The following is a 12770-nucleotide window of genomic DNA, read 5'->3' as shown; positions in this document are numbered from 1 at the left end:
ACCCCATGCCTGGCAGGACAACGTGATCGCAGGTCGGTGCCCAGCAAACTCACGGCCCGTCACCGCGTCGTCGCGGCGGGCCGGGGCGCGGTGACGGGCGGATCACGTTCCGGACGTCAGGGTGAGCGGCGGCGACCCGCGCCGTCGAGGCGGGGCGGGAGATGCGGAGGCAGTGATGGGCAGGACCGGTCGACTCGCCGTGATCGGGCTCGACGGCGTGGCGCCCCAGCTGATCTTCGACCGGTACGCGGACGACATGCCCACCCTGACGGCGTTGCGGTCGCGGTCGCTGTGGGGCCCACTCACCAGCGTCGTCCCACCGATCACGGTGCCCGCCTGGTCCTGCATGATGTCGGGCCGCTCGCCCGGGGAGATCGGCATCTACGGCTTCCGGAACCGGGCGGATCACAGTTACGAGCGCCTCAGCATCGCCACGTCCCGGTCCGTACGGGTACCCCGGATCTGGGACATGGTGGGGGCGGCGGGCGGCGACAGCGTGGTCCTCGGGGTGCCCGGGACGTACCCGCCGAGCGCCGTCAAGGGCTGCCTCGTCTCGTGCTTCCTCGCGCCGTCCACCGAAACCGACTACACCTGGCCGACGGAACTGGGTGCCGAGATCCACCGGCTGACCAACGGCTACCTGCTGGACGTGACGGATTTCCGGACGGACGACAAGGCCCGGATCAGCCAGCAGATCTTCGACCTCTCCGAACAGCGGTTCACCGTGGCCCGATACCTGGCCAGGACCCGCCCCTGGACGTTCTTCTCCTTCGTCGACATGGGTCCCGACCGGCTGCACCACGGGTTCTGGCGGTACTGCGACCCGGAACATCCCGCCTACCGGCCGGGCAACCCGTTCGAAACGATCTTCCGCGACTACTACCGGGCGCTGGACCGCCACCTCGCGGCCTTCCTGACCGATCTGGACGACGACACCACCGTCGTGATCGCCAGCGACCACGGCGCCCAGCCGATGGTGGGCGGCTTCCACGTCAACGAGTGGCTGCGGCGCCGGGGCCTGCTCGTCCTCGCCGAGCAGCCCCCCACGGCCGTGCCGATCTCGCAGTGCCGGGTGGACTGGCGGCGGACGACGGCCTGGGCCGAGGGTGGCTACTACGGTCGCATCTTCCTGAACGTGGCGGGACGCGAGCCGCAGGGCACCGTCCCGCCGAGCGAGTACGAACACGTCCGCGACCTGCTCAGCACCGAGTTGGCGGCGCTAGCCGATCACCGGGGGCGGCCGATGGGCACCCGGGTGATCCGGCCGGAGGACGTGTACCCCCAGGTGGAAGGCGTCCCGCCGGACCTGATCGTGTACTTCGGTGACCTGCGTTGGCGGGCCGCCGGCACGATCGGGCCGACGACCGACCTCTACAGCTTCGAGAACGACACCGGCCCCGACGACGCCAACCACGCCGAACAGGGCGTCCTCGTCCTGGCCGGAGACCGGATCGATGCCGGTTACCGTGCCGGAATGTCACTTCTCGACGTGGCCCCGACGATCCAGTCGTTGCTGGGCCTTCCCGCAGTTCCAGAGCAACGCGGACGGGCGCTGGCCTGAGCACGGCAGGCGGCGCACCACCGCGGGGCGGCACCAAAAGAGGTAGGTGCATCATGTCAGGACAAAGTGGCCCGCTGCGTCGCCTGCTCGGGGCGGCCGGAGCCGTGCTGCTCGGGCTCGGTCTAGCGCTGACCGTCCCGCAGGCGGCACAGGCCCAGGCACCCTGCGCGGATCTCAGCGTGACCGGGTTCACCGTCACACCGAGCCAACCCGTCCAGGGCCAACCCGCCACCTTCACCGTCACCGTACGCAACACCGGCACCTGCACGGCGACCGGGTTCGTCGTGCAGTGGCGACAGAATCCCTTCGCACCGAGCGGACCGTCCACCCCGGTGGCGAGCCTGGCGGCCAACACCTCGGTAGACCTGACCTTCGCCTTCACCTTCCCGACCGCCGGCAACTTCGAGACGGTCGCGGTCGTGGACACGGCGAACAGCGTGGCGGAGACCAACGAGGCGAACAACCTGGCGTTGCTGCCGGTGACCGTGGTGGCCGCCACCGTCGACCTGGTGGTCAGCGCCCTGGACACCGTTGCGGCCCGGCCGGTCACCGGGCGGGTAGCCACCGGCCGGATCACCATCACCAACAACGGCAACAGCGCGGCCGGCGCGTTCCTGGTGTCCTGGCGACCGTGGCCGCTGGCCGCCACGCTTACCCGGCAGGTGGGCGGCCTGGCCGCCGGAGCGTCGACAGTGGTGTCGATCGACTTCACCTTCCCGGTCGCCGGTGCCTGGGCGAGCACGGTCACCGTGGACAGCAGCAACGCCGTACGCGAGAGCAACGAGGGCAACAACACCCTCACCCGTACGGTGAACGTCGATCCGCCCCGCGCGGACCTGGTCGTCTCGGCGGTCGTCCTGTCGCCCACCGCCCCGGTCGTCGGTCAGAGCACCACCGCGTCGATCACGGTCACCAACACCGGCAACACCGCGGCGACCGAGTTCCGGGTGCTGTGGCGACCCCGGCTGCTCGCCCCGCCGGTGTCCATCCGGGTGGCCGACCTCGCCGCCGGTGCCAGCACCACCGTGCAGTTGGCGTACACCTTCCCCTTCGCCGGCACGTTCCCCGGCACGGTGACGGTGGACCCGGACGGCCAGGTCGCCGAGTTGAACGAGGCAAACAACACCTTCCAGCTCCAGGTCGTGGTGGCGCCGAACACCGTCGACCTGCTGATCGAGGACGTAACGATCGCCCCGTCGTCGCCCACCCAGGCGGCACCGGCGACCGTGTCGATCCGGGTCCGCAACACCGGGAACACCGCCGCCGGTCCGTTCCTCGTCGAGTGGAACCCGGATGCCTTCTACGTCAGCACCCCGAGCCTGTCCACCGTCTCGCGGCAGGTGAACGGCCTCGCCGCCGGTGCGACGACCACGATCACCTTCACCTTCGCCTACCCGAGGGCCGGCAACTTCAGCACGGTGGCGCTGGTGGACGCCTTCAACAACGTCGCCGAGACCAACGAGGCAAACAACCGCTTCGTCCGCGCGGTGACGGTGCAGCCGGCCCCCATCGACCTGGTGATCACCAGCTTCACCCTCGATCCGGTCGAGCCGGTACGCGGCGTGCCCACCACCGCCCGCATCACGGTACGCAACAACGGGCCCATCGCGGCCGGGCCGTTCTCGGTGCAGTGGCGGTTGCGGCAGAGCGACGCGTTCGGCCCGACGGCCCGGGTCAACGGCCTCAACGCCGGTGAGTCGCAGACGGTGACCCTCCAGGGCACCTATTTCCAGGCCGGTGCGGTCACCACCTCGGCCATCGTGGATGTCTTCAACGAGGTGGTGGAGCCAGGCGGCGCAGAGAACAACAACACGGTGACCCGGGCGGCAAACGTGGTGCCGCAGCGGACGACGCTGCGGGTCACTCTGGCCAGCATGCGCTCCTTCGCCGACGGCGACCAGGGCCTCGCCGGCACGGGGGAGTGGGACCCGATCATCGTCGGTGTCCTCGACCCCACCGCCAGCTGCAACGTGCTCGGCCAGACCGTCCGCAACGTGCGGTGCTTCACCTTCGCCGACAACGACGTCGACGACAACTCCGCGGTCAACCTGCCCGCGAACCGTTCGATAGTGGTCACCCTGGAGGAGTTGGCTCCGCTGGCCGCCGTGGTGACCGTGCTTGAGGACGACAGCCCGCTGGCGCCGCAGTTCCTCGGCTTCGCGAGCCTGGTGTCGTTCCCGCCCGCGTACCGGACCCTGGGCAGCCAGACGATCGACGGCCAGCAGGGTGACTGCGCCACCGCACCGCGCTGCTTCCAGGCCACCCTCCAGGTGACTGTGGTGAGCAGCAACGTGCCGGCCTCGACCCTGGCGCAGCGGCTGCCCGCGACGGCGGGCACCACGGCCGGTTCCCTGGACAAGGCCGGTTCCCTGGACCGGGCCGACAAGCAGACGCTTGCCGAGTTCCAGCGCGTACTCGACAAGCGGTCCCGGCCCGCCGGCACCGGCGGCGAGTGACCGACCGATCAAAGGGGGCGGCGGCTGGTGGCCGCCGCCCCCTGCCGACGCGGACCTTCCGGTCCGGCGATCAGCTCCCGTCGCCTCGGGTGAGCCGTCCGGCCAGTCTGGTGAGCGTGTTCCTCGCCTGCTCCCGGATGGAACGGTGGGCCGCAGCCGGACCGGCGGTGCTCGGGCCCGCGGCACCCGCAGCCGGCGCGGGCGTCGGGGCCGGGATCGCCAGCCGCGCGTTCATGGCCCGAGTTCGCTCCTCGTCGAGGCTGTCGGCGGCGGCGGTCGGGTTGATCGCGCCGGCCTGCCGCCATCCGGTGGCCTCGGCCACGAACGCGGTCAGCCGCTGGTAGAACTGCGTGGTGCGGGACACCCCGTCGCGGTCGGCCCACACCAGCAGGTGGCTGAGGACGGCGTCGTACTCGTGCAACGGTTTCTGGGCGGTGTGGCCGCTGAGCTTGTTTGCCACCTCCTGCATCCTGGTCGGCCGGAATCCCGCAGTCGGCAGCAGCTCCAACAGGTCGGCCGCGTTGCGCACCGCGTGCGCCTGGAATGCGTTTAGCTGGCTCTGGTCGGTGGCCCGGATCCGCTCGTTCTGCCGGGCCTCCTCGCCGGTCGCGGTCGAGCCCGCCGGTAGCGGCGCGACCGGATAGTTGAGCATGTCCGAGTCGTAGGACTCGTTGACGGCCACATGGGTCAGCTCGTGCACCAGCACCCCGATCCGCTCCGAGGCCGTGCCGCCGCCGGCATAGCTGATCTCGTACTGGGCACCGCCGGCCGGGTTCGGGCCGAGGTTGCGGGTGTGGCCGCCGCCGCTGCCCGGTCCCGGGGTCCAGGTCGCGACCCGCCCAAGGTGCCCGATCAGCTCGCCGAGCAGCGCCCGGATCTGCGGATTCGTGGTCGTCTGGTGATAGGCCCGGAGCTGTTCGACCTCGGTGGGGGTGACCGCCGGAGCCGGTCCCGACCCGGCGGCCTGGCCCTGGCTCTGGCCCTGGTCCATCCGCTGAGCGGTGAGCAACTCGCCGACGCCACGGTTGCCCACCGCGCGTTGCAGGGCCAACAGGTGCGCGGCGGCGTCGAAGCGGTGCTCGGCGAAAAGGTGGCGTCGCTCGATGGCGTGATGACCGTCGACGGTCCGCGTTGGGGTGGTCGCCGAATCGCGTGGCTCGCGGGTCTCCGCTGCCGAACGACCGGCCCGGCCGTGCTTGTGCACATCATGCCGCATACGGTCAGTATGCCCGCCGCAGCGGAGGGTGTCCGAGCGCGGATCGCGACGAAAACCAGAACAGCGCGAACCGCGCCCTCCCGGCGGTCACCCGGCCGGCCGGGTCACCGCCAGTGCGCGGAACCCCGCGACTCACCCAGCTCGGCGAGGTGGTGCAGCGCGGTGTCCACCAGATCCGCCGGGCCGACCTGGCGGGCGATGCGGATCGCCCGGCGCAGTTCGGTGCGGGCTTCGTCCGGGCGGCCCATCCGGGCGAGCGCGTCGCCCAGACCGCAGCGGCAGCGCGCCTCGCTCTGCCGTACGCCCGACCGTTGCAGCCGGGGCAGGGCGGTCCGGAAGCTCGCCGCGGCGGCCGGCCAGCGTCGCAGCGCCAGCAGGCTCAGGCCGATGTTGAGGTGCGCGTGACCGGCGGTCACCTCGACGACCAGTGGGGACGGTGCCCGGTCCGGGTCGGTCAGCAGGGCGTCCAGCCGCCGGTACCGGACGATGGCCGCCCGGTGCCGGCCGGCGGCGGCGAGGCTGCCGGCCAGCAGGGCCAGCCCCTGCGCGTACCCGTCCCAGTCCGCGCCGGCCTCGAAGAGCGGCAGCGACTTCTTGGCTGCCGCCTCGGCCCCGGCGTAGTCGCCCTGTCGCCGGGCCGCGAGTCCGAGGTAGGTCCAGGCCCAACCCTGCTGACCCGGATCGCCCGCGACGGCGGCCAGGCGCAGTGCCTCGCGGGCCGGCGGCTCGGCCAGATCGGGACGATGCGCGCAGGTGGTGTACGCCCAGGACAGGTAGTTCAGGTGGATCGCCCGCTCGCGCGGGTCGCCGAGTGCCTCGGCCGAGTCGGCCGACATTTGGTAGACCGCCAGCCAGTGTTCCCAGTGCACCCACCGATCGGAGAACCAGTGCATGGCATCCGCGACGGCCAGCACCTCGGCGTGCCGGCCGGCGGCGACGGCGAACCGCAGGGCGCCGAACCAGTTCTCGCTCTCCTGCTCGATCCAGCGCCCGGCATCCTGGGCGGTGCGCCAACCCCGGCCGGGGGCCGGTACCGCTGCGGGATCGGGCGCGGCGGCGTACGCCGGTTCGAACCACCGACCGGCGGCGACCGCGGTCTCCAGCAACCAGGTCATCACCCGCGCCTCGACCTGCTGCCGGGCCGCCGCGGTCTCCTCGGCGGCCAGCCGGGCCCGGGCGAAGAGGCGCATCAGGTCGTGGAACCGGTAGCGGCCATCGGTGGCCGGTTGGAGCAGCCCGAGTTCGGCCAGTTCCTCAAGCGCGGTCTCGGTTTCCCGCAGCTCCAGCCCGGCGGCCTGCGCGGCCAGGTCCCCTCCGGCGTCGGGGCCGGGTAGCACCGCCAGCCGCCGGAAGGTCTGCGCGGCGGCGGGGGAGAGCTGCCGGTAGGAGAGCATGAACGGTGCCGCGATCTGGAGGTCCCCGGCAACCAGCAGGTCGAGCCGGTTGTCCTGGTCGGCGAGTCGGGACAGCAGGTACTCGATGCTCCAGTCCGGCCGGCTGAGCAGCCGGTTACCGGCGATCCGCAACGCCAACGGCAGGTGCCCGCAGGCGCGTGCGAGGCCGAGCAGCATGGCCTCCGGCTCGTCGGCGCGGGCCGGCCCGATGATCCGTTGCAGCAGGGTGACCGCCTCACCCGCGGTGAGGGCGGGCAGGGTGAGCCGGTCGACCGCCTCCAGACCGGCAAGCGCCCGCCGGCTGGTGATGATCGTCATGGTGTTGCCGGCGCCCGGCAGCAGCGGACGGACCTGTGCCTCGTCGGCGGCGTTGTCGAGCAGCAGCAGGCTGCGCCGCTCGCGGAGCAGGGCTCGGTACTGGGCGCCCCGGGCATGCTGGTCGGCTGGCACCCGGCTCTCCGGAACCCCGAGCGCGATCAGCAGCCGCAGCAGCAGATCGTCCGGGCGGGGCGGGTCGGCGTCCAGTCCGCGCAGGTCGACGAAGAGCACCCCGTCGGGAAACGATTCGGCGTACCGGGTCGCGGCCTGCACCAGGAGCGCGGTCTTGCCGAGGCCAGGTGGCCCGGAGACGACCGCGACCACAGGCGCGTCGGGCCGGTCGGCCGGTTCGGCACCACGGGCGACGAGGTCGCCCACCCAGGCCAGCTCGCCGTGCCGACCGGTGAAGTCGGCGACGGTGCGCGGCGGCGCCAGCGCCGGTGCCGGTCGCCCGTCGCGTCGCCCGGCGCGGGCGCTGTCCCGCAGGGCGGTGGCCGCGCCGGTCGGTAGGTTCAGCGCCCGGACCAGTGCCTCGACCGTACGCCGTTGCGGCACCCGGCTACGGCCGCGCTCCATGTCGCTGATCGCCCGGACGCTTACCCCCGAGGCGGCGGCCAACTCGTCGATGGTCAGGCCGGAGTCGGTGCGGTGCCGGCGCAGCAGCAGACCGAAGCGGTTCGGCTCGGTGCGCGCGAGGTCGGGCCGGTGGCCCGTCGGCGCGGTGCGTGACGAGTCGATCACATGCGGCATGGGGCCGATGATGCCATGGCCATGTTGCGGCACCTGGCACCGGTGGGCGCACCGTCCACCAACGACCGAAGAATCAGTGCCGGTGGATCGGGGTGTCGAGCTCGGTGAGCGGTCGGCCGGAGCCGTCGCCGGCCCGAGCGATGATCTCGGCCGCGATCGCCACGGCCGTCTCCTCGGGGGTACGGGCACCGAGGTCCAGCCCGATCGGCGAACAGAGCCGGGCCAGCGCCGCCTCGGCCACCCCCGCCTCGCGGAGCCGGCGCAGCCGGTCGGTGTGGGTACGCCGGCTGCCCATCGCGCCGATGTAGCGCGCGGGGGTCCGCAGGGCGACCTCGAGCAGCGGTACGTCGAACTTCGGGTCGTGGGTGAGCACGCAGAGCACCGTCCGGGAGTCGACGACCGTCGAGGCGAGGTAACGGTGCGGCCACTGCACGACGATCTCGTCCGCGTCCGGGAACCGCTTGCGGGTGGCGAAGACCGGGCGGGCGTCGCAGACCGTGACGTGGTAGCCGAGGAACCGGCCGATCCGGGCCACTGCGGCGGCGTAGTCGATCGCGCCGAAGACGATCATGCGGGGCGGGGGCAGGTAGGACTGCACGAAGACGGCCACCTCGTCGCGGCGCTGTTCGCCGTGCGTACCGAGGTGGACCAGGCCGGTGGCGCCGAGGGCGCGCATCCCGGCCGCCTGCTGCGCCACCGCGCGGTCCAGTCCCGGGTCGCCCAGGCTGCCGGCGGTCCGGTCCGGCCAGAGCACCAGTTGGCCGTCGCCGGTCGACGCGGTGGCCACCGGCCGACCCTGCCGGATCGCGGCGAGCACCTCGTCCGCCTCGGTCAGCGCCACGTCCGGTTGCACCAGAACTTCGAGGGTTCCGCCGCAGGTCAGGCCTACACCCACGGCATCGTCGTCGCTGACGCCGTAGGTTTCGGTCCGGGTCTTGCCGGTCTCGATCGACTCCCGGCACAGCTCGTAGACCGCGCCCTCGACGCAGCCACCCGAGACGCTGCCCAGGACCTCGCCGTCGGCGGAGACCGCCATGGTGGCGCCCGGCTGCCGGGGCGCCGACCGCCAGGTCCGCACGACGGTCGCCACGGCGTACCCGACGCCGCTGGCGCGCCAGGCCACCAGCCCGTCGGCGATCTCCCGCATCCCAGCACGATCCGTGCGGGGCGGCGGCTCGTCAAGTCGACCTAAGCGATCCCTTAACTCGACGTTGACTTGAGTGGACCTTGATACCAGGGTCTGCCGGGACCGCGGAGGTGCGAGATGCAGGTTCCGGCGCCGTTCGAGTACGAACGAGCCACGACTGTGGACGAGGCCATCGGCCTGTTGGAGCGGCTGGGCAGTTCGGCGAGACTGATCGCCGGCGGGCACAGCCTGTTGCCGATGATGAAGCTTCGCCTGGCCAACTTCGACTATCTGGTCGACATCAACGATCTGCACGGCGAGTTGGGCTACATCCGACCCGGGCCCGACGAGCTGCGGATCGGTGCGCTCACCCGGCACCGCGAGCTGCTTGAGTCGGCCGACCTGGCGGCGACCTTCCCGATCTTCGCCGACGCCGAGCGGGTGATCGCCGACCCGGTGGTACGCAACCGGGGCACGCTTGGCGGCTCGCTGTGCCAGGCGGACCCGTCCGAGGACCTCTCCGCCGTGTGCACCACGTTGGACGCGAGCTGCGTGATCCGCGGGCCGGGTGGGGCCGAGCGGATCGTGTCGATGGAGGAGTTCCACGTCGGGCCGTACGAGACGGCGGTCGGCGACGCGGAGATGCTTGTCGAGATCCGGCTGCCGGTGCGGCCGGGCGGCGGCAGCGCGTACGAGAAGGTGGAGCGGCGGGCCGGCGACTGGGCCGTGGTCTCGGCCGGCGCGGCCGTCTGGCTCGACGGCGGCGTGATCGCCGACGCCCGGGTGGGGCTCGCCGCGGTCGGCCCGAACACCACAGGTATCCCGGCGGTCTCGGCGGCGCTGCGTGGCCAGGAGCCCACCGAGAGCCTCTTCGAGCGGGCCGGTGAGATCGCGGCCCGAAGCTGCGACCCGGTCACCGACCAGCGGGGCAGCGCCGACTACAAGCGGCATCTGGCCGCCGAGCTGACCAAGCGGGCCCTGCGCCGGGCCACCGCGCGGGCGAGGAGTTGAAGATGCAGGTCACGATGACCGTCAACGACGTCGAGGTCACCCGGGAGATCGAGGGCCGGTTGCTGCTTGTGCACTTCCTGCGGGACGTGCTCGGCCTGACCGGCACCCACTGGGGCTGCGACACCAGCAACTGCGGCACCTGCGTGGTCTGGCTGGACGGCGAGCCGGTGAAGTCCTGCACCGTGCTGGCCGCGATGGCCGGCGGCCACGAGGTGCGTACGGTCGAGGGGCTGGCCAAGGGGGCGGAGCTCGACCCGATCCAGCAGGGTTTCATGCAGTGCCACGGCCTCCAGTGCGGCTTCTGCACGCCGGGGATGATGATGACCTGCCGGGCGTTGCTGGACCGCAACCCGGATCCCAGCGAGGCGGAGATCCGGGAGGCCATCTCCGGCCAGATCTGCCGCTGCACCGGCTACGCCACGATCGTGCGCTCGGTGCGCTGGGCGGCCGTGCACGAGCAGCAGGCCGCGGCCCGGGTCACCGAGACCACCGAAGCACCCGATGCCGGCGCGATCGACAACGCCGGCCAACCCGCCGGGAGCCCCGCATGACGACAGTGCACGAGCGCGTGGACACCTTCCACGACAACGACCAGAAGCCCGTCGGGTACGGCCGGATGCTGCGCAAGGAGGACCCGCGCTTCGTCCGGGGCCGGGGCCGGTACGTCGACGACGTCCAACTGCCCGGCATGCTGCACCTGGCGATCCTGCGCGCACCGGTCGCCCACGCCCGGATCGTCAGCATCGACACCAGCGCCGCCGAGGCGTCGCCCGGGGTGCAGGCGGTGGTGACCGGGGCGATGCTCGCCGAGCAGAACCTGGCCTGGATGCCCACCCTCTCCAACGACGTGCAGGCGGTGCTCGCCACCGACAAGGTGCGTTTCCAGGGGCAGGAGGTGGCGTTCGTGGTCGCGGCGGACCGCTACGCCGCCCGCGACGCCCTGGAACTGATCGACGTCGAGTACGACGTCCTCGACCCGGTGATCGACGTGCGCCGGGCCCTGGCCCCGGACGCGCCGGTCATCCGCGACGACCTCGAAGGCAAGTCGAACAACCACTGCTTCGACTGGGAGACCGGCGACGAGGCGGCCACCGAGGCGGTCTTCGCCCGCGCCGACGTGGTGGTGCGCGAGGACATCGTCTACCCACGGGTGCATCCGGCGCCGATGGAGACCTGCGGCGCGGTCGCCGACTTCGACCCGGTCGAGGGCAAGCTGCGGCTCTGGTCCACCACCCAGGCGCCGCACGCGCACCGGACCCTGTACGCGATCGTCGCCGGCATCCCCGAGCACAAGATCCAGGTGATCTCGCCGGACATCGGCGGCGGCTTCGGCAACAAGGTGCCGATCTATCCCGGGTACGTCTGCGCCATCGTCGCCTCCATCGTCACCGGCAAGCCGGTGAAGTGGATGGAGGACCGGTCGGAGAACCTGATCAGCACCGGGTTCGCCCGTGACTACATCATGCGCGGCGAGATCGCGGCCACCCGGGACGGCCGGATCCTGGCCATCCGCACAAACGTGCTTGCCGACCACGGCGCCTTCAACGGCACCGCCGCGCCGGTCAAGTACCCGGCCGGTTTCTTCGGCGTCTTCACCGGTAGCTACGACATCGAGGCCGCGTACTGCAAGATGACCGCGGTCTACACAAACAAGGCGCCCGGCGGCGTCGCGTACGCCTGCTCGTTCCGGATCACCGAGGCCGTCTACCTGGTCGAGCGGATCGTCGACTGCCTCGCCGACGAGTTGGGCATGGACCCGGCCGAGTTGCGGCTGAAGAACTTCATCCGGCCCGAGCAGTTCCCCTACACCACGAAGACCGGCTGGGTCTACGACTCGGGCGACTACGAGCCCACCATGCGGCTGGCGATGGAGCTGGCCGGTTACGCCGAACTGCGGCGCGAGCAGGCGGAGAAGCGGGCCCGGGGCGAGCTGATGGGCATCGGGATCGCGTTCTTCACCGAGGCGGTCGGTGCCGGCCCCCGCAAGAACATGGACATCCTCGGGCTGGGCATGGCCGACGGCTGCGAGCTGCGCGTACACCCGACCGGCAAGGCCGTGGTGCGGCTCAGTGTGCAGTCACAGGGGCAGGGGCACGAAACCACCTTCGCGCAGATCGTGGCCGAGGAGATCGGCATCCCGCCGGACGACATCGACGTGGTGCACGGCGACACCGACAACACCCCCTTCGGCCTCGGCACGTACGGCAGCCGATCGACGCCGGTCTCCGGCGCGGCGGCGGCCCTGGTGGCCCGCAAGGTCCGCGACAAGGCCCGGATCATCGCCTCCGGGATGCTTGAGGTCTCCGTCGCCGACCTGGAGTGGGAGAAGGGCGCGTTCCACGTCAAGGGCGACCCGGGCAAGTCCGTCACGATCCAGGACATCGCGCTGCGCGCACACGGCGCCGGTGACCTGCCCGAGGGCGTGGAGGGCGGGCTGGAGGCGCAGATCTGCTACAACCCGTCGAACCTGACCTACCCGCACGGCGCGTACATCTGCGTGGTGGACGTCGACCCCGGCACCGCGCAGGTCACCGTGCGGCGGTTCATCGCGGTGGACGACTGCGGCACCCGGATCAACCCGATGATCATCGAGGGTCAGGTGCACGGCGGGCTCACCGACGGGGTCGGCATGGCGCTGATGGAGATGATCGCGTTCGACGAGGACGGCAACTGCCTCGGCGCGTCGCTGATGGACTACCTGATCCCGACCGCGCTTGAGGTACCCGACTGGGAGACCGGCTTCACCGTCACCCCCTCGCCGCACCACCCGATCGGCGCGAAGGGCGTGGGGGAGTCGGCCACCGTCGGCTCGCCCCCGGCGATCGTCAACGCGGTCGTGGACGCCCTGAAGCCCTTCGGCGTACGGCACGCGGACATGCCGCTGACGCCGTCGCGGGTCTGGGACGCGATGCGCGGCCAGGCCCGACCGCCGATCTGA

General features: G+C 71.7%; 8 protein-coding genes. 5 read left to right on the top strand and 3 right to left on the bottom strand.

From position 1 onward, the window contains the following. The first annotated feature begins 175 nt into the window (after positions 1-175). On the top strand, positions 176-1561 hold the full coding sequence (locus tag QQG74_RS19650; RefSeq protein ID WP_341716226.1) for an alkaline phosphatase family protein: 1386 nt from the start codon (positions 176-178) through the stop codon (positions 1559-1561). Positions 1562-1614: 53 nt separating this feature from the next. Then, positions 1615-4017 carry a CARDB domain-containing protein gene (locus tag QQG74_RS19645; RefSeq protein ID WP_341716225.1) on the top strand — a complete coding sequence of 801 codons (2403 nt, stop codon included), beginning with the start codon at positions 1615-1617 and terminating at the stop codon, positions 4015-4017. Positions 4018-4087: 70 nt separating this feature from the next. Here the strand turns inward: QQG74_RS19645 and QQG74_RS19640 are convergent, their stop codons facing one another. The 3 genes from QQG74_RS19640 to QQG74_RS19630 form a co-directional block, all read right to left on the bottom strand. Beyond that, positions 4088-5233 carry a hypothetical protein gene (locus QQG74_RS19640; RefSeq protein ID WP_341716224.1) on the bottom strand — a complete coding sequence of 382 codons (1146 nt, stop codon included), beginning with the start codon at positions 5231-5233 and terminating at the stop codon, positions 4088-4090. 104 nt (positions 5234-5337) lie between these two features. Then, positions 5338-7695 (bottom strand): helix-turn-helix transcriptional regulator, encoded by a 2358-nt coding sequence (locus tag QQG74_RS19635; protein ID WP_341716223.1) that lies wholly within the window; start codon positions 7693-7695, stop codon positions 5338-5340. Positions 7696-7768: 73 nt separating this feature from the next. After that, positions 7769-8842: an XdhC/CoxI family protein gene (locus tag QQG74_RS19630; protein ID WP_341716222.1), complete on the bottom strand. Its 1074-nt coding sequence runs from the start codon at positions 8840-8842 to the stop codon at positions 7769-7771. A 117-nt stretch (positions 8843-8959) separates the two neighbouring features. Here QQG74_RS19630 and QQG74_RS19625 point away from each other — a divergent pair, with 117 nt between their 5' ends. From QQG74_RS19625 to QQG74_RS19615, 3 genes are read left to right on the top strand one after another with little or no spacing between them, the layout of a single operon-like run. Beyond that, positions 8960-9832 carry a xanthine dehydrogenase family protein subunit M gene (locus QQG74_RS19625; RefSeq protein WP_341716221.1) on the top strand — a complete coding sequence of 291 codons (873 nt, stop codon included), beginning with the start codon at positions 8960-8962 and terminating at the stop codon, positions 9830-9832. 2 nt (positions 9833-9834) lie between these two features. Beyond that, complete coding sequence (locus tag QQG74_RS19620; RefSeq protein WP_341716220.1) at positions 9835-10383, top strand: (2Fe-2S)-binding protein; 549 nt, start codon at positions 9835-9837, stop codon at positions 10381-10383. Next, complete coding sequence (locus QQG74_RS19615; RefSeq protein WP_341716219.1) at positions 10380-12770, top strand: aerobic carbon-monoxide dehydrogenase large subunit; 2391 nt, start codon at positions 10380-10382, stop codon at positions 12768-12770. The genes QQG74_RS19620 and QQG74_RS19615 overlap by 4 nt, the downstream gene beginning before the upstream one ends.

The organism is Micromonospora sp. FIMYZ51, from assembly GCF_038246755.1.
Lineage (GTDB): Bacteria > Actinomycetota > Actinomycetes > Mycobacteriales > Micromonosporaceae > Micromonospora.
This window is presented reverse-complemented; position numbering and strand designations above follow the sequence as displayed.